This window comes from Herbaspirillum sp. C7C2 (assembly GCF_022627865.1).
Lineage (GTDB): Bacteria > Pseudomonadota > Gammaproteobacteria > Burkholderiales > Burkholderiaceae_D > Herbaspirillum > Herbaspirillum frisingense.
This window is the reverse complement of sequence record NZ_JABXGI010000006.1, coordinates 22,965-39,846: the sequence shown is the minus strand read 5'-3', so window position 1 is coordinate 39,846 and position 16,882 is coordinate 22,965. Positions and strand designations below refer to the sequence as shown.

Genomic DNA, 16,882 nt, shown 5'->3' with positions numbered 1-16,882 from the left:
TAGCGGTCGGTAAAACGGACACTTACCTTCCTGCGGGGCATTGCTCGTGATGCCATCGGAACCCCGATGGTCCCCATCTTTTGATAGGACACGAGACCATGCACGATGCCCGCGCGCTTTTCTCTTTCTCATTTTCTCTACGCTCTTCCCGGCCATGCTCAGGATCGCCCGCCTCTCTGCGAGGTGCGCGATGAATGCCGTCGCTGAACGCTTCAACCGCGTTGCCCCTGCCGATCCCGCCACCGTGCTGCACCTGCGGGTGAGGGCCATACGCCCGGTGGCTGCCGATATCCGCCTGTTCGAACTGAGCTCCGCAGATGGCGCCCCATTGCCGCCATGGAGCGCGGGCGCGCACCTGCGCCTGCAACTGCGGGAGGGGCTGGAACGCTGCTATTCGCTGTGCAATACGCCGCAACAGCGCGACTGTTATGTGATCGCCGTCAAGAAGGAAGCCGCCTCACGCGGCGGCTCGGCCTTCTTGCACGACCAGGTTCAAGAGGGCGACCTGCTCACTGCAGCGGCACCCGTCAATGCCTTTCCTCTGGCGGTTGATGAACGTGCTCCGCTGCTCTTGGCCGCCGGCATCGGTATCACACCGCTCCATGCGATGGTCGCCGACATGGCCGCGCGCGGTGTACGCCACCGTCTGCATTATTTTGCGCGCGGCCTGGCGCATGCGGCCTTCTTCCACGAACTGGCCACCTGCTCGCAGGGCATGTCCCTGCATCTGGGGCTGGATGGCGCCGAGACCGGACGTGCCATTGCCGCCGCGCTAGCCGGCGTGCCGTGCTCTTCCCCGCTTTATGTATGCGGTCCCGCGCCCTTCATCGAGGCGGCGCGTGACCATGCGCGCCAGGCCGGCTGGCGCGAGGACGATATCCATTTCGAATGGTTCGCCGCGCCCACCGGCGCAAGCCATGCCGTCATCCATGCCTCTGACCAGGACCACCATGTCTTCGAACTGGTCTTGCAGCGCTCGGGCGTGAGCTGCACGGTGTCGCCCGGCCAGAGCATCGTGGCCGCCGCCGCCGGAGCTGGCGTGGTGATCGGCACCTCCTGCGGCGAGGGATTCTGCGGCAGTTGCGAAAGCACGGTGCTGGAAGGCCTGCCCCTGCATCGCGACAGCGTGCTCTCGGCCGCCGAGCGCGCCAGTGGTCGCACGCTGATGCCCTGCGTCTCGCGCTGTGCAGGAACGCGATTGGTACTGGATCTGTGATGTTCCGATTTGTCTGTGCAAGTTCAACCCACCTGGAGAGGAAGGCTATGAAGAAGCAAGCGATGCAGAAGCGGACTTTCATGCGGCGTGTGGCCGCACTATGGCTGGGCGCGGCAGCCCTGCAGATGGCCGGCCTGGCCCATGCCGAGGACAAGGTCACCCTGCTGTCGAACTGGTATGCGCAGGCCGAGCATGGCGGCTTCTACCAGGCCGTGGCCAAGGGCATCTACAAGAAGTACGGCATGGATGTCACCATCAAGATGGGTGGCCCGCAGGTCAACAACATGCAGATCCTGGTGGCGGGGCAGGCCGACTTCAGCATGGGATATGACTTCACGGTGCTCAAGGGCATAGAGCAGGGCTTGCCGCTGGTGACCGTGGGCACGTCCTTCCAGTCCGACCTGCAGGGCATGATGACGCATGATGATGTCACCAGCCTGGCCGGGCTGAAGAACAAGACCATCCTGGTGGCGGGCTCCGGCCAGTCGAGCTGGTGGCCGTGGCTCAAGTCCAAGTATGGCTATACCGATGCGCAGTCCAAGGCCTACACCTTCAACCTGCAGCCTTTCTTCGCCGATCCCAACATCGCGCAGCAGGCCTATCCTTCCTCCGAACTGTTCCAGGCCGACAAGGCCGGCGTGAAGAGCAAGTTCTTCCTCTTTGCCAGCGAGGGCTATCCGCCGTATGGCACCACCATCGTGACGCTGCAAAAGACCGTGGCCAGCAAGCCCGACCTGGTGCAGCGCTTCGTCAAGGCGACCGCTGAAGGCTGGAAGAGCTACCTGGAAGACCCGGCTCCGGCCAATGCCCTCATCAAGGCCGACAACAAGAACATGGGCGACGAGCAACTGGCCTATGCCCTGGGCAAGCTCAAGGAGCTCAAGGTGGTCACGGGTGGCGATGCGGCACGGTTGGGCATCGGCGTGATGACCGATGAACGCTGGAAGCAGACCTATGACGTCATGGTCGCTACCGGCCTGCTCAAGGCGGATACGGATTATCACAAGGCCTACACCACCCAGTTCGTCAAGGACATGAAGGTCATGCCCTGATCCCGTTGGGCGCCGCTGCGTGAGTGCGGCGGCGCGGTCCACCTTGCGCGTGAGGACGCCATGATTCCCTACACAGCACCGATGACAGCACGCCGCATCCCGGTGATCGATTTTGCCGATGCGTTTTCCCCCGAGCGAAGCCGGCGTGAAGCGCTGGCCTGGGAAATCCACAAGATTTCGCGTGACGTGGGTTTCTTCTACATCGTCAACCACGGTGTCCCGCAGTCACTGGTGGAAGGCCAGTTCGACTGGGCGCGCCGATTCTTTGCGTTGCCGGCGGCCAGCAAGGCGGCCATCGACATGCGCGGTTCGCCGTCCGGCTACGGCTATGAACGCATGGGGGCGCAGGCCCTTGATGAGGGTTCGCCGGCGGACCTGAAGGAGGGCTTCCAGTTCGGCTTCGACATTGCCCATGATCATGCCTACGTGCAGCGTGGCCTGCTGCGCTATGGTCATCACCGGTGGCCGCAGGACCTGCCCGGATTCGAAGCCCATTCGCGGCGCTATTACGAGGCCGTGCGCGCGCTCTCGCATCGTCTGCTCAGCGTGATCGCGCTGTCGCTGGAGATGCCGGAGGATTTCTTCGAGCCGGTGCTGGAAACGCCCATCGCCACCCAACGGATGCTGCACTACCCGCCGCAACCGGACGGTGCGCGCAACAACCAGATCGGCGCCGGTGCGCATACCGACTGGGGCCTGGTCACCATCCTCGCGCAGGATGCCATCGGTGGACTGGAGGTCTGCAACGCAGAGGGCCAGTGGGTGAGCGCACCGCCCATCAAGGACAGTTTCGTGGTCAACATCGGTGACCTGCTGCAGCGCTGGAGCAATGACCTCTATCACAGCAATCCACATCGCGTGCTCAATGCCGGCACGGTGCCGCGTTATTCGCTGCCTTTTTTCCAGGATGGCGACCAGGCGGCCGTGGTGGCCTGCCTGCCGACCTGCTGCAGCGCCGAGCGCCCACCGCGTTATGCGCCTTGCACCATTGGCGAGTATCTGGACATGAAGGTAAGGCAGACCTTCGGCGCGGTGGCGGTGGACTGAGTCACCGCAGCCAGCAAGTCCGAATTTTCGAATGTCAGATTTTCCGGCGAAGGCGACCGTGTTGGCACGCCGGCCGGACCACTGCGGATCCCCAGGTCCGCAGTCCAAGCAGAAGGAGCAGCATCATGCTGGTAACTCAACAAAAAGTCTTGCGCAGGTTCTGGTACGCGCTCATGCCCATCTCGCAGCTCAAGGACGGTCCGCAGCCCTTTACGCTGCTGGGCGAGAAGCTGGTGGTATGGCTCAGGGAAGATGGTACGCCGGCCGCCTTGCAGGACCGCTGCTGCCATCGCACGGCGCGGCTGTCCAAGGGCTTCGTGGAAAACGGCAATATCGTCTGCGGCTACCATGGCTGGACCTTCAACGGCGAGGGCGCCTGCGTGCGCGTGCCGCAGAGCGTGGACGGCAGCGTGCCGTCGGGTGCCTGCGTGAAGTCCTATCACTGCAAGGAGCGCTACGGCTATGTTTGGGTGGCGCTGGAAGATCCGCTGCGTGACATCCCCGATTTTCCCGAGGATGGTGCGCCGGGATACCGCCGCATCTTCCAGTTCTACGAACGCTGGGATACCAGCGCGCTGCGCATGATGGAAAACTCCTTCGACAATTCCCATTTCAGCTACGTGCATCGGGCTACCTTCGGCCTGTACGATCAGCCCAAGCCGGAGAAGTACGAGATCGAGGAAACCGACTACGGCTTCGAGGCCGAGACACGGGTGCCGATCAAGAACGTGCCGGCCAGCCACCGCGTCACCGGCAGTACGGCCGATACCACCGTGCGCCACATGTTCAACCGCTGGTACCTGCCTTTCGTGCGCCGCTTCGGTTGCACCTATCCGGAGAGCGGCCGGCATCACATCATCTACAACTGCGCTACGCCCATCGACGATGGCAGCATCATGCTGGCGCAGTGGCTGTACCGCAACGATACCGAGGAGGATTGCTCCGAGGCCGAGCTGATCGCCTGGGACGCCCCCATCCTGGTGGAAGACCGTGACATCCTGGAAGCCACCGACCCGGACGCCTGCATCGACGTGCGGCGCCGCCAGGAATTCCACATGGCCTCGGACCGTCCGGGTCTGATCATGCGCCGCATGCTGCTGCAGCTGCTGGAAGAGCATGGCGAATCCGAAGTCTTCCGCATCCATCCCGCTGCATGAACCCGCCAGGAGATTCCATGGACAGAGATGATCACGCCATGTCGCAGGCCGCGGCATGGGAGCAGCAGGGCCAGGTATCGGGCGAGGCTCCGGTGCTGTCGGCGCAACGGGTGGAGAAGACCTACCGCAACGGCACACGCGCCCTGGACGAAGTGCGGCTCGATATCGGGCGCGGGGAGTTCGTCTCCCTGCTGGGCCCGTCGGGCTGCGGCAAGAGCACCCTGCTGAAGATGTTCGCCGGGCTGGAGGAGCCGTCGCATGGGCATCTGCGTTGGTGGGGCGGTAACCTGGCCACGGTCGGGACGCCGGAGCGCACGCTGGCCATGGTGTTCCAGGAAGCCACGCTCATGCCCTGGGCCACGGTGGAACAGAATGCACGGTTGCCGCTGGACCTGCGCCACGTGCCACGTGCGCAGGCCGATGCACGGGTGGCGGCCGCCCTGAAGCTGGTGGGCCTGGACAAGTTCCACAAGGTGCTGCCGCGCGAATTGTCCGGCGGCATGCAGATGCGTGCCTCGATTGCGCGGGCGCTGGCGACCTCGCCCAATCTGCTGCTGATGGATGAGCCGTTCGGTGCCCTGGATGAATTCACCCGCAACAAGCTCGATGCCGACCTGCGCGATATCTGGAGCCAGCAGGACCTGACGGTGGTCTTCGTGACCCACAGCATCTATGAGGCGGTGTTCCTATCTTCGCGGGTGATCGTGATGGCGGCGCGGCCCGGGCGGGTGATCGCCGATGTGGCCATCGATGTGCCAGGGCCGCGTGACGAGGCCTTCCGCATTTCGGCGCCCTTCATGCAGTATTGCAAGACGCTATCTGATTACTTGACGCTGGCCAACCAGCAGGGAGGCGGTCATGAAGCCCAACACTGAGCCGCTGGTCAACCGTCCCGGTTTCTGGCGGGTGGCCGCACCGCTGGCGATCGGTATTACCTTGCTCCTGATGTGGCAGGTGGTCTGCACGCTGCTGGAGGTGCCGCCCTATCTGATACCGACGCCTTCCTTGATCGCCAAGACCTTGGTGGCCGACTGGGGCATGCTGCTTGATTCATTGCTGGTGACGCTGAAGATCACCTTCCTGGCTTTTGTGCTGGCGGTGATCCTGGGCGTGGCGATCGCCTTCGTCTTCGTGCAGAGCCGCTTCATCGAGGTCAGCCTGTTTCCCTATGCGATCATCCTGCAGGTCACGCCCATCGTGGCGATTGCACCGTTGATCATCATCTGGGTCAAGGACACCACGGCTGCGCTGACGGTCTGCGCCACCATCATGGCGCTGTTCCCGATCATCTCCAACACCACGCTGGGGCTGCGCAGCGTCAATCCGGGCTTGCTCAACCTGTTCCGGCTGAACAAGGCGACCCGCTGGCAGACGCTCAGGCGCTTGCGCATTCCGAGTGCCTTGCCTTATTTTTTCGGCGGCTTGCGCATTTCCAGCGGACTGGCGCTGATCGGCGCGGTGGTGGCGGAGTTCGTGGCCGGCACCGGCGGTACCGGCTCGGGACTGGCCTACCAGATCCTGCAGGCCGGCTTCCAGCTCAATATCCCGCGGCTGTTTGCGGCCTTGCTGCTGATCACACTGACCGGCATCCTGCTGTTCTGGCTGATGAGTGCACTGTCGCGCGCGGCGCTGGCCGGCTGGCATGAAAGCGAAATGGGATGAACCCGCGACATCAAGGAGACGATTGCGCATGAACACCTTCCTGATCAAGAACCTGCAAGCCATCATGACCGGCTTGCCCGGCGCTGCGGCGCGCCACGTCGGCCCCGACATCCGGGTGCAGGACGGCGTGATCGCCGCCATCGGCCGGCTTGCGGCACAGGCCGGCGAAGACGTGATCGATGCCAGCGATTGCGTGGCCTATCCGGCCTGGGTCAATACCCATCATCACCTGTTCCAGTCCCTGTTGAAGGGCGACCCGCTGGGCATCAACGCCACGCTGACCCCTTGGCTGGCGGCCACACCCTATCGCTATCGGGCCAGATTCGATGCCGAGCTGTTCCGGCTGGCGGCGCGCATCGGCATGGTGGAACTGCTGCGTTCGGGTTGCGGCACGATTGCCGACCACAACTACCTGTACTACCCGGGCATGCCCTTCGATACCTCCGAGATCCTGTTCGAGGAGGCCGAGCGACTGGGCCTGCGCTTCGTGCTGTGTCGCGGTACCGCGATGCGAACCCGCCAGCTGGAGGCCGAATTGCCGAGTGCCTTGCGGCCCGAGACGCTGGAGGGCTTCCTGGCGGACATGGCGCGCTTGCGCAAGCGCTTCCATGATCCGGCACCGGCATCCATGCGCAGGGTGGTGATGGCGCCGACCACGCCACTCTATTCGGCGGCACCCGAAGAACTGCGCGAGATGGCCGTGGCAGCGCGCGAGATGGGCTTGCGGCTGCACAGTCATCTCTCCGAGACCGTGGGCTACCAGGACAGCGCGCATGCCATGCATGGCTGCAGCCCGGTACAGTTCTGCGAGCGCATCGGCTGGCTGGGGCCGGATGTGTGGTTTGCGCATCTGGTCAAACTCGATGCCGAGGAAATTGCCCTGCTGGGCGCCACCGGCACCGGGATTGCCCATTGTCCGCAGAGCAATGGGCGCCTGGGGAGCGGGATTGCGCCGATACGTGCATTGGAGGCAGCCGGCGTTCCGGTGTCAATCGGCGTGGATGGCGCGGCCTCTAACGAGGCGGCTGACATGATTTCCGAAACCCATGCCGCCTGGCTGATGCAACGCGCCCGGCGCGGCCAGGAAGCGACGCCGGTATTCCGGGGCGGCAGCTTCGAGGGAGGCGCGGCCGAGGCCACGGTGGAGGATGTGGTGCGCTGGGGCACGACCGGTGGCGCCCGGGTGCTGGGGCTGGAGGCGCTGGACGGCCTGCAGGTGGGGCAGCAGGCCGATATTGCGCTGTACCGCCTGGATGACCCGCGCTACTTCGGCCTGCATGATTCGGCCATCGGGCCGGTGGCCTCGGGTGGGCGGCCTTTCCTGAAGGCAATGTGGGTCGGCGGCAAGGCCGTGGTGCGGGACGATGTCATTCCCGGGCTGGATCTGGCTGAACTGGGAGCGCAAGCGCGTCAGGCGGTGCAGAAGATGCTTGCAGGCAATTAGGGCAGGGCGAAGTCGCTTGCTTGTGCCGCCTTGGTCCCCGCTTTCCCCATGAGCCGCATGGGGAGGTGGCCAAAACTGCTAAAATGGCGGGATGATCAAGCGACGTAATTCTCCCTTCAGTTTCTCAGCCGAGGATTTCGATGAATCCGTGGATTCCTTTGGCGCTTTCGATCCTTTCCGTCCTGACTCACCTCGCCGCGAGGCAGCTTCGGCCCAAGCCGGGTCTTCCGGCTCTTCCGCACCATCCGGAGCGTCCGCCGCGGGCGAAGACAGCGCCGAAGAGGAAACCCGGCCCCCGCTGGAACTGGACCTGACCAATCACTTCCTGATCGCCATGCCGTCCATGCTGGACCCGGTCTTCGGCGGCACGGTGGTCTATCTGTGCGAACACAACCATAACGGCGCGCTGGGCGTAGTCATCAACAAGCCCACCGACATGACGATGGACGTGCTGTTCGACCGCATCAACCTCAAGCTGGAAATCCGCCCTGATACTCCTGACGCCATGCCGGAGCTGTATCGCCGGCCGGTCATGTTCGGTGGCCCGGTCCAGGTGGAGCGCGGCTTCGTGCTGCATTCGACCTCGGAAAAATACTCCTCCACCCTGCAGGTGACCGATGATGTCGCGCTGACCACCTCCAAGGATGTGCTGGAAGCCGTGGCGTATGGCAACGGCCCTGAGCGGGTGCTGGTGACGCTGGGTTGCTCGGGCTGGAGCCCAGGTCAGCTGGAAGGGGAGATCGGACGCAATGGCTGGCTGACGGTGAAGGCCGATCCGGCCATCATCTTCGAACTGCCCGTGGAAGAACGCTTCACGGCAGCCCTGGCCTTGCTGGGCATCGATCCGGTGATGCTCTCCGGCGACGCCGGGCGGGCCTGAGGACGATAGGGAAAACGCTTGGAAACCATCCTGGCCTTCGACTTCGGCTTGAAACGCATCGGCGTGGCAGTGGGCAATACCGGTCTGAAGCAGGCCCAGCCGCTGGCGGTGATCGGCGAGCCCACCAATGACGGCAAGTTCGCCGCCATCGCGCGCCTGATCGCAGAGTGGCAGCCGGCGCGCTGCGTGGTCGGCCTGCCCTTGCACCCGGACGGCGCGGAGCACGAGATGAGCGTGCGCTGCCGGCGCTTCGCCAACCAGCTGCACGGTCGCTACGGGGTCGAGGTCACGCTGGTGGATGAACGCTACAGTTCGGCGGTGATCCAGCACCAGCGCGGCGAGCAGATCGACGACCAGGCCGCCGCCATCATTTTGCAGCAATACTTTGACGACGCACATTCATGAGCACAACATCTTCCCAGCTTGATGCAGAAGCGCTGTACCAGACCCTGGTGCAGCAGATTAGGACCGGCCTGCAGGGCGCGACCGACGTGGCGCTGGTGGGCATCCATTCCGGTGGCGCCTGGCTGGCCGAGCGGCTGGCAGCCGAACTGGGCCTGACCGAACGCCTCGGCTTTGTCGACGTGTCCTTCTATCGCGACGACTTTTCCGAGAAGGGCCTGCGCGCCGACGTCAAGCCGAGCCAGATTCCCTTCGATGTCGAAGGCGCCACCATCCTGCTGGTGGACGACGTGCTCTACACCGGGCGCACCACGCGCGCGGCCATCAACGAACTGTTCGACTACGGCCGCCCGGCGCGCGTGCTGCTGGCCGCGCTGGCCGATCGCGGCGGGCGTGAGCTGCCGGTGGCTGCCGATTTCGTGGCGACCTCGGTTGAACTGAGCAAACAAGAAAACCTGCAATTGCAACGCGCCGACGACGGCCGCTTCTCACTCACGGTGGTCCATGCTTAATCCACAACTCAATAAAAACGGCGAACTGCAGCACCTGCTGACCATCGAGGGCCTGCCGCGCTCGATTCTCACGCACATCCTCGACACCGCCTCTTCGTTCGTCAGCATCGGCGACCGCGAAGTCAAGAAGGTGCCGCTCATGCGTGGCAAGAGCGTGTTCAATCTCTTCTTCGAGAACTCCACGCGTACCCGCACCACCTTCGAGATCGCCTCCAAGCGCCTGTCGGCGGACGTGATCAACCTCAACATCCAGGCCTCCAGCACCAGCAAGGGCGAGTCGCTGCTGGACACCATCGACAACCTGGCGGCCATGCATGCCGACATGTTCGTGGTGCGCCACGCCCAATCGGGCGCGCCCTTCCTGATCGCCAAGCACCTGATCGACACCAGGCAGTCGCATGTACACGTGGTCAACGCCGGCGACGGCCGTCATGCGCACCCGACCCAGGGGCTGCTGGACATGTACACGATCCGCCACTACAAGAAGGATTTCACCAACCTGCGCGTGGCCATCGTGGGCGACATCCTGCACAGCCGCGTGGCGCGTTCCGACATCCACGCGCTGACCACCCTGGGCGTGCCTGAAGTGCGGGCCATCGGCCCACGTACGCTCTTGCCCAGTGGCCTGGAGCAGATGGGCGTGCGCGTCTTCCACAACATGGAAGAGGGCTTGAAGGACGTCGACGTGATCATCATGCTGCGCCTGCAGAACGAGCGCATGAGCGGTGCGCTGCTGCCCTCGGCGCAGGAGTTCTTCAAGAGCTACGGCCTGACCCCGGAACGCCTGGCCCTGGCCAAGCCGGACGCCATCGTGATGCACCCCGGTCCGATGAACCGCGGCGTGGAAATCGACTCGGCCGTGGCTGACGGCGCCCAGGCAGTGATCCTGCCGCAGGTGACCTTCGGCATCGCGGTGCGCATGGCGGTCATGAGCATCGTGGCTGGCAATTGAATTGAGCGGTAACGACGACTATCACAGCGACGTTTTGAACGATCCGTTAAGAAGACAAGAACTGATGAAACTGCATATCAAGAACGGCCGTCTGATCGACCCGGCCAACGGCATCGATGCCCAGCAGGATGTGTACGTAGCCGCCGGCAAGATCGTCGGTGTCGGCCAGGCTCCGGCCGACTTTGTGGCCAACAAGACCATCGACGCCACCGGACTGGTGGTGACCCCCGGCCTGGTGGACCTGTCGGCGCGCCTGCGCGAGCCTGGCTATGAATACAAGGCCACGCTCGAATCCGAGATGCAGGCCGCCATCCAGGGCGGTGTGACCAGCCTGATCTGCCCACCGGATACCGATCCCGTGCTGGACGAGCCGGGTCTTGTGGAAATGCTGAAGCACCGCGCCCGTTCGCTGAACCAGGCGCACGTCTATCCGCTGGGTGCGCTGACCGCCGGCCTGAAGGGCAAGGCCCTGACAGAAATGGCCGAGCTGACCGAGGCGGGTTGCATCGGCTTTTCGCAGGCCGAGGAACCGATCACCGATACCACCGTGTTGCTGTCGGCGCTGCAATATGCCAAGACCTTCAACTACACCGTCTGGCTGCGCCCGCAGGACCCACACCTGGGCCGCTCGGGCATTGCCCACAGCGGGCCGGCGGCGTCGCGCCTGGGCCTGTCGGGCGTGCCTGTGATGTCCGAGACCATCGCCCTGTACACGCTGTTCGAACTCATGCGTGCGACGGGCGCGCGGGTTCACCTGTGTCGCATGTCCTCGGCCGCCGGTCTTGAACTGGTGCGCCAGGCCAAGAGCGAAGGCCTGCCGGTGACCTGCGACGTGGGCGTGCACCACATCCATCTGTGTGACCTGGATATCGGCTTCTTCGATTCCAATGCTCGCATGACCCCGCCGCTGCGCTCGCAACGCGACCGCGAAGCGATCCGCACCGCACTGCTCGATGGCACCATCGACGCCGTCTGCTCCGACCATACCCCGGTGGATGACGACGAGAAGCTGCTGCCCTTCGGCGAAGCCTCGCCGGGCGCAACCGGTCTGGAACTGTTGCTGTCGCTGTCCCTGAAGTGGGCGCTGGAGACCGAAGGCGAGGGCAAGGAAGTGCTGTCCAAGGCGATCTCCAAGGTGACCCATCGTGCCGCCAAGGTGGCGGGCCTGAAGGCGGGCAACCTGGCCGTTGGCAACGTGGCCGACCTCTGCCTGTTCGATCCCAACACCATGTGGAAGGTACACGGCAGCGCGCTGGCCAGCCAGGGCAAGCACACGCCTTTCCTGGGCTATGAGCTGCCTGGCGTGGTCAAGGCCACCATCGTCTCGGGGCATATTGCCTTCGAGCGCTGATCCGACCTGCATCGTTTCTACAGCCGACCAAGAGCCGACCGAGCCATGTTCGTTTTCCGTTTGCTGCGCCTGATCGCGCATCTGTTCAAGGGCATGGCGGTGTGCGCCTTTCTGTTCCCGTTGACCGGCAAGAAGGGCCAGGAGGCGCATATCCGGCGCTGGTCGCGCAAGCTGCTGCGCATCTGCGGCATCAGCGTGGAGATCGACAGTCCCTTGCCGCTGCAGCGTTCGCTGCTGGTGTCCAACCACGTGAGCTGGCTGGATATCTTCGTGGTCAATTCGTTGCAGCCCTGCCGCTTCGTGGCCAAGTCCGAGATCCGTGGCTGGCCGCTGATCGGCTGGTTGTGTGCCAAGACGGGCACCATCTTCATTTCGCGTGGCAAGGCCAGCGATGTGCGTCGCATTTTCAAGGGACTGGTGGAAAGCATCGAGAAGGATGAGCACGTGGCCTTCTTCCCGGAAGGCACCACGGCGGCCCAGGGTACGTTGCTACCCTTCCACGCCAACCTGTTCGAAGCCGCCATCGATGCCCGGGCGCCGGTGCAGCCGTATGCGCTGCGCTACGTGGATGCGGCCGGCAATTTGCATGGGGCGGCCGATTTCATTGGCGACATGTCCATTGCCGAGAGTATCCTGACCATCCTCAAGGCCCGGGGCATGCGTGCGCAGTTGAAGCAATTGCCCATCATCAACACTGAAGGCGCCCACCGGCGCGACCTGGCGCGTAGCGCGCGCGAGGTGATCGCGACCGGCCTGGGGTATTCGCTGGAATCGCTCAGCCCGGCTGGCGCGCCTGCGGACACTGCACCTGGAACAGCGCCCGATCCTCAAGTCGCACCGCACTGAGCTTGCCACCCCAGACGCAGCCGGTATCGAGCGCAATCAGATGGGGGCGCATCACCAGTCCCAGTGTCGACCAGTGGCCGAAGACCACGGTTACCTCTTCGGTACGACGGCCCGGCACCTCGAACCAGGGCATCAGCCCTTCCGGTGCGGCGGCCGCACCTTCCTTCACCGCAAAATCCATCGTCCCGTCCGCCTGGCAGAAGCGTAGCCGGGTGAAGGCGTTGATGACGCAGCGCAGCCGGTCGTAGCCGGCCAGGTCGTCGCTCCAGCGCGCAGGCTGGTTACCGTACATATGGCGCAGGAAGTCGATCCATTGCTCGCTTTGCAGCATGGCCTCGACTTCGGCAGCCAGCGACAGCGCCTGTTTCAGGTCCCATTGCGGCAGTACACCGGCGTGTACGATCAGGTGACCCTGCTCGTGTATGGCCAGCGGACGATGGCGCAGCCAGTCGATCAGTTCGTCGCGGTCAGGCGCTGCCAGGATCTCGTCGAGCGTGTCATCCCGGTGGGCCGGGCGGATGCCGCAGGCCACTGCCAGCAGGTGCAGATCGTGGTTGCCCAGCACGGCCTGGGCGCGGTTGCCCATCTGCATCACGGTGCGCAGGGTTTGCAGGGAGTGGGGGCCGCGGTTGATGAGGTCGCCGGCGAAGAGGATACGGTCGGACGCAAACGGCGGGAGAGTTGCCAGCAAATCCTGCAGGGAGGCATGGCAGCCCTGCAGGTCTCCGATAATGTAATTTCTCATGGGCAATGTCTGATGAGCTTGGGGCCAGGTGAAGGATCGGTGATGCCATGCATAAACACCCCGTGCGAACTGATCCAATGCGGGTGCGCTCGGGTAAAATACCTGGTTTCCATTCTTTACGCATGGTAACCAGCGGTGGCGACCCATGCCAGGACAGCAATGATTTTAGTGACTGGCGGTGCAGGATTCATCGGATCCAATTTTGTCGTTGAGTGGGTCGGCCATACGGGCGAGCCTGTGGTCAACCTCGATTTGCTGACGTATGCTGGCAATCTCCAGAACCTGGATTCATTGCAAGGGAACGCGGCCCATATCTTCATTCAGGGTGATATCGGCGACCGTCAACTGGTCGCCGATCTGCTCAAGCAGCACCGCCCGCGTGCGGTCGTCAACTTTGCAGCAGAGAGCCACGTGGACCGCTCCATTCACGGCCCGGAGGCCTTCGTGCAGACCAATGTGCTGGGCACCTTCAACCTGCTGGAATCCGTGCGCGAGTACTGGAGCCAGCTTGATGAGGCGGAGCACCGGCAATTCCGTTTCCTGCACGTTTCCACCGATGAAGTCTACGGTTCGCTGGCTCTGCAGGCACCGGCCTTCACCGAGACCAACCGTTACGAGCCCAACAGTCCCTATTCGGCGACCAAGGCCGCCAGCGACCATCTGGTACGCGCCTATCATCATACCTACGGGCTACCGGTGCTCACGACCAATTGCTCCAACAACTACGGTCCGTATCACTTCCCTGAAAAGCTGATCCCGCTGATGATCGTCAATGCCTTGGACGGCAAGTCCCTACCGGTCTACGGCGATGGCCGCCAGATCCGCGATTGGCTCTACGTCAAGGATCACTGCAGCGCCATTCGCCGCGTGCTGGAAGCGGGCACACCGGGCGAGGTCTACAACGTCGGGGGCTGGAACGAAAAGGCCAACATCGATATCGTCAATACCGTCTGCGCCTTGCTGGACGAATTGCGTCCGCGTGAGGACGGACAGAGCTATGCTGGCCAGATCACTTATGTGACTGATCGTCCGGGCCATGACCGCCGCTATGCCATCGATGCCGGCAAGATCGAGCGCGAACTTGGCTGGAAGCCGGCCGAGACCTTCGAGACAGGCATTCGCAAGACCGTTCAATGGTATCTGTCCAACCAGGAGTGGGTGGCCAACGTCCGTTCCGGCAGCTACCGCGAATGGCTGGAAACCAATTACGCTGCACGCCAGGCATGAAGATCCTGCTCTTCGGCTGCAATGGACAGCTCGGTTGGGAACTGCAGCGCAGTCTGGCGCCGCTGGGCCAGCTCATCTCCTTGAGCGCCTGCAGCGAGCAGTACTGCGGGGACCTTGCTGACATGGCCGGAATCAGCCGCACCATCGCGGCACTGCGTCCGGATGTGGTGGTCAATGCGGCTGCGTATACGGCCGTGGACAAGGCGCAGTCCGAACCCGAGCGCGCGCACCTGGTCAACGCCGAGGCCCCGGGGGCCATGGCATTGGCCGCTGCGCAGTGCGGCGCTCTGCTGGTGCATTACTCCACCGATTACGTCTTTGACGGGAGCGGCGAACACGCGCGCAAGGAAGACGAGGCCACCGGCCCGCTCAACGTCTACGGCCGTACCAAGCTCGAAGGCGAGCAGGCCATCGTTGCCAGCGGCTGTGCGCATCTGATCTTCCGTACCAGCTGGGTCTATGCCGCACGCGGTGGCAATTTTGCCAAGACCATGCTGCGGCTCGGCGCCCAGCGCGACGAGCTCAATGTCATCGACGACCAGACTGGGGCCCCCACCGGCGCTGAACTGCTGGCCGATGCCAGCGCGCATGCCATCGTCCAGACCCTGGCCCACCCTGAGCGCCAGGGCCTTTATCATCTGGCCGCTTCGGGACAGACCACGTGGTTCGCCTATGCTCGCAAGGTGTTCGCCCTGGCGGGGCAACTGGGGGGCCTTTCCGGGCCGGCCCGGCTGGTCCCCATCCCCACCAGCGCCTACCCCACACAGGCTGCGCGGCCCCTCAATTCCCGCCTGGACTGCAGCAAGTTCCAAGCCGCTTTCGGACTGATCCTGCCGGACTGGCAGAACGGTGTCGAGCGCATGATGAAAGAACTCCATGAACACTAAATCCAACGTTTCCCGCAAGGGCATCATCCTGGCTGGCGGCTCGGGTACACGCCTGCATCCGGTGACCATGGCCGTCTCCAAGCAATTGCTGCCGGTCTACGACAAGCCGATGATCTACTACCCGCTCAGCACGCTGATGCTGGCCGGTATCCGTGACATCCTCATCATCACTACGCCGGAGGAGGCATTGCGCTTCCAGACGCTGCTGGGCGACGGCGCCGGCTGGGGAATGAACATCAGCTATGCGCAGCAACCCAGCCCGGATGGCTTGGCGCAAGCCTTCATCATTGGGCGCGACTTCATCGGCAATTCACCCTCGGCGCTGGTACTGGGTGACAATATCTTCTACGGACACGATCTGCAGTCCAAGTTGGACCAGGCGTGCAACCGTACCGATGGGGCGACCGTGTTTGCCTATCATGTTCATGATCCAGAGCGTTACGGCGTGGTCGCCTTCGACGCCGAAGGCCGTGCCACCAGCCTCGAAGAAAAGCCCGTCAAGCCCAAGAGCAGGTACGCTGTGACGGGCCTGTATTTCTATGACAACCAGGTCTGTGACATCGCAGCCGATATCAAGCCTTCGGCACGCGGCGAGCTTGAAATCACCGACGTCAACCGCTTCTATCTCGAACGTGGCGAGCTCAACGTGGAGATGATGGGACGCGGCTACGCGTGGCTGGATACCGGCACCCATGAGAGCCTGATCGAGGCCAGCAACTTCATCCAGACCATCGAGCATCGCCAGGGACTGAAAGTGGCATGCCCGGAAGAGATCGCCTATCGTATGGGCTACATCGACGCCCAGCAGTTGCAGAAGCTGGCGGCGCCGCTGGTCAAGAGCGGTTATGGACTCTATCTTCAACGGCTGTGCGATCAGGGGGATGCGTCGTGAACGCCATACGGACAGACCTGGAAGGGGTACTGATCATCGAGCCCAAGGTGTTTGGCGACGATCGCGGATTCTTCTTTGAGAGCTTCAATCAGCGGCGCTTCAATGAGTTGATCGGCCGCGAGGTGGAATTCGTCCAGGATAACCACAGCAAGTCGGCTTATGGCGTCGTGCGCGGCCTGCATTACCAGATCCGCCAGGCGCAAGGGAAGCTGGTGCGCGTTACCGCAGGATGCGTCCAGGATGTGGCCGTGGATCTTCGCAAGTCCTCTCCCACCTTCGGCAAGCATTTCTGCGCCGAACTGAGTGCCGAGAACAAACGCATGCTGTGGATCCCGGAAGGGTTTGCCCACGGCTTCCGCGTGATGTCGGAAACGGCAGAATTCCTGTACAAGACCACAGATTACTGGGCGCCCGAGCATGAGCGCAGCATTGCGTGGGATGATCCCGAGCTGGCCATTGACTGGGTGATTGCCAAGGATCAAGCCAAGCTTTCGCCGAAGGATCTGGCAGGCGTAGCCTTCGCCAGCGCCGACTATTTCGACTGAGCCGGGTTGCAGGCAAGGGGCGACCCGCGTGATCTGGTTGAGCGGGTATTTTTCCCGCTCCAGCT

General features: G+C 63.4%; 18 protein-coding genes. 17 read left to right on the top strand and 1 reads right to left on the bottom strand.

Annotated features, from left to right (window positions below):
- The first annotated feature begins 190 nt into the window (after positions 1 to 190).
- The 13 genes from HWE04_RS11080 to HWE04_RS11020 all read left to right on the top strand — a co-directional run bounded on the left by HWE04_RS11080 (position 191) and on the right by HWE04_RS11020 (position 12,521).
- Positions 191 to 1,216, top strand: coding sequence for a PDR/VanB family oxidoreductase (locus HWE04_RS11080; protein ID WP_241812440.1), 1,026 nt, complete (start codon positions 191 to 193; stop codon positions 1,214 to 1,216).
- A gap of 47 nt (positions 1,217 to 1,263) precedes the next feature.
- Positions 1,264 to 2,268 (top strand): ABC transporter substrate-binding protein, encoded by a 1,005-nt coding sequence (locus tag HWE04_RS11075; RefSeq protein ID WP_241812439.1) that lies wholly within the window; start codon positions 1,264 to 1,266, stop codon positions 2,266 to 2,268.
- Positions 2,269 to 2,328: 60 nt separating this feature from the next.
- Complete coding sequence (locus HWE04_RS11070; protein ID WP_241812438.1) at positions 2,329 to 3,315, top strand: isopenicillin N synthase family dioxygenase; 987 nt, start codon at positions 2,329 to 2,331, stop codon at positions 3,313 to 3,315.
- Positions 3,316 to 3,440: 125 nt separating this feature from the next.
- Positions 3,441 to 4,472: an aromatic ring-hydroxylating dioxygenase subunit alpha gene (locus tag HWE04_RS11065; protein ID WP_039875491.1), complete on the top strand. Its 1,032-nt coding sequence runs from the start codon at positions 3,441 to 3,443 to the stop codon at positions 4,470 to 4,472.
- A 17-nt stretch (positions 4,473 to 4,489) separates the two neighbouring features.
- Positions 4,490 to 5,347, top strand: a complete 858-nt coding sequence (locus HWE04_RS11060) for an ABC transporter ATP-binding protein (RefSeq protein ID WP_241812437.1) — start codon at positions 4,490 to 4,492, stop codon at positions 5,345 to 5,347.
- Positions 5,331 to 6,134: an ABC transporter permease gene (locus tag HWE04_RS11055; RefSeq protein WP_077235718.1), complete on the top strand. Its 804-nt coding sequence runs from the start codon at positions 5,331 to 5,333 to the stop codon at positions 6,132 to 6,134. Before HWE04_RS11060 ends, HWE04_RS11055 begins: the two co-directional genes overlap by 17 nt.
- Before the next feature lie 28 nt (positions 6,135 to 6,162).
- Complete coding sequence (locus HWE04_RS11050) at positions 6,163 to 7,578, top strand: amidohydrolase family protein (RefSeq protein WP_241812436.1); 1,416 nt, start codon at positions 6,163 to 6,165, stop codon at positions 7,576 to 7,578.
- A 91-nt stretch (positions 7,579 to 7,669) separates the two neighbouring features.
- A complete protein-coding gene (locus tag HWE04_RS11045) occupies positions 7,670 to 8,458 on the top strand; it encodes a YqgE/AlgH family protein (protein WP_241812435.1) in 789 nt (262 codons plus the stop codon).
- Between the two features lie 18 nt (positions 8,459 to 8,476).
- Positions 8,477 to 8,863 carry a Holliday junction resolvase RuvX gene (gene ruvX / locus HWE04_RS11040; RefSeq protein ID WP_077235716.1) on the top strand — a complete coding sequence of 129 codons (387 nt, stop codon included), beginning with the start codon at positions 8,477 to 8,479 and terminating at the stop codon, positions 8,861 to 8,863.
- Complete coding sequence (gene pyrR, locus HWE04_RS11035) at positions 8,860 to 9,372, top strand: bifunctional pyr operon transcriptional regulator/uracil phosphoribosyltransferase PyrR (protein ID WP_102663919.1); 513 nt, start codon at positions 8,860 to 8,862, stop codon at positions 9,370 to 9,372. The genes ruvX and pyrR overlap by 4 nt, the downstream gene beginning before the upstream one ends.
- Positions 9,365 to 10,324 carry an aspartate carbamoyltransferase catalytic subunit gene (locus HWE04_RS11030; protein ID WP_006463696.1) on the top strand — a complete coding sequence of 320 codons (960 nt, stop codon included), beginning with the start codon at positions 9,365 to 9,367 and terminating at the stop codon, positions 10,322 to 10,324. The genes pyrR and HWE04_RS11030 overlap by 8 nt, the downstream gene beginning before the upstream one ends.
- Positions 10,325 to 10,388: 64 nt before the next feature.
- Positions 10,389 to 11,675: a dihydroorotase gene (locus HWE04_RS11025; RefSeq protein WP_006463700.1), complete on the top strand. Its 1,287-nt coding sequence runs from the start codon at positions 10,389 to 10,391 to the stop codon at positions 11,673 to 11,675.
- A gap of 45 nt (positions 11,676 to 11,720) precedes the next feature.
- Positions 11,721 to 12,521, top strand: a complete 801-nt coding sequence (locus HWE04_RS11020; protein ID WP_077235714.1) for a lysophospholipid acyltransferase family protein — start codon at positions 11,721 to 11,723, stop codon at positions 12,519 to 12,521.
- Here the strand turns inward: HWE04_RS11020 and HWE04_RS11015 are convergent.
- Positions 12,451 to 13,266: a symmetrical bis(5'-nucleosyl)-tetraphosphatase gene (locus tag HWE04_RS11015; protein ID WP_241812434.1), complete on the bottom strand. Its 816-nt coding sequence runs from the start codon at positions 13,264 to 13,266 to the stop codon at positions 12,451 to 12,453. The genes HWE04_RS11020 and HWE04_RS11015 overlap by 71 nt on opposite strands.
- Positions 13,267 to 13,425: 159 nt before the next feature.
- On the opposite strand from HWE04_RS11015, the gene rfbB reads away from it, so the two are divergent.
- Genes rfbB through rfbC form a run of 4 tightly spaced genes read left to right on the top strand, consistent with a single transcriptional unit; the run spans position 13,426 to position 16,817 of the window.
- On the top strand, positions 13,426 to 14,493 hold the full coding sequence (gene rfbB / locus HWE04_RS11010; protein WP_006463703.1) for a dTDP-glucose 4,6-dehydratase: 1,068 nt from the start codon (positions 13,426 to 13,428) through the stop codon (positions 14,491 to 14,493).
- On the top strand, positions 14,490 to 15,380 hold the full coding sequence (gene rfbD / locus HWE04_RS11005; RefSeq protein ID WP_006463704.1) for a dTDP-4-dehydrorhamnose reductase: 891 nt from the start codon (positions 14,490 to 14,492) through the stop codon (positions 15,378 to 15,380). The genes rfbB and rfbD overlap by 4 nt, the downstream gene beginning before the upstream one ends.
- Positions 15,370 to 16,272 (top strand): glucose-1-phosphate thymidylyltransferase RfbA, encoded by a 903-nt coding sequence (gene rfbA, locus HWE04_RS11000; protein ID WP_006463705.1) that lies wholly within the window; start codon positions 15,370 to 15,372, stop codon positions 16,270 to 16,272. The genes rfbD and rfbA overlap by 11 nt, the downstream gene beginning before the upstream one ends.
- Positions 16,269 to 16,817 carry a dTDP-4-dehydrorhamnose 3,5-epimerase gene (rfbC, locus tag HWE04_RS10995; protein WP_006463706.1) on the top strand — a complete coding sequence of 183 codons (549 nt, stop codon included), beginning with the start codon at positions 16,269 to 16,271 and terminating at the stop codon, positions 16,815 to 16,817. The genes rfbA and rfbC overlap by 4 nt, the downstream gene beginning before the upstream one ends.
- Positions 16,818 to 16,882 lie beyond the last annotated feature (65 nt).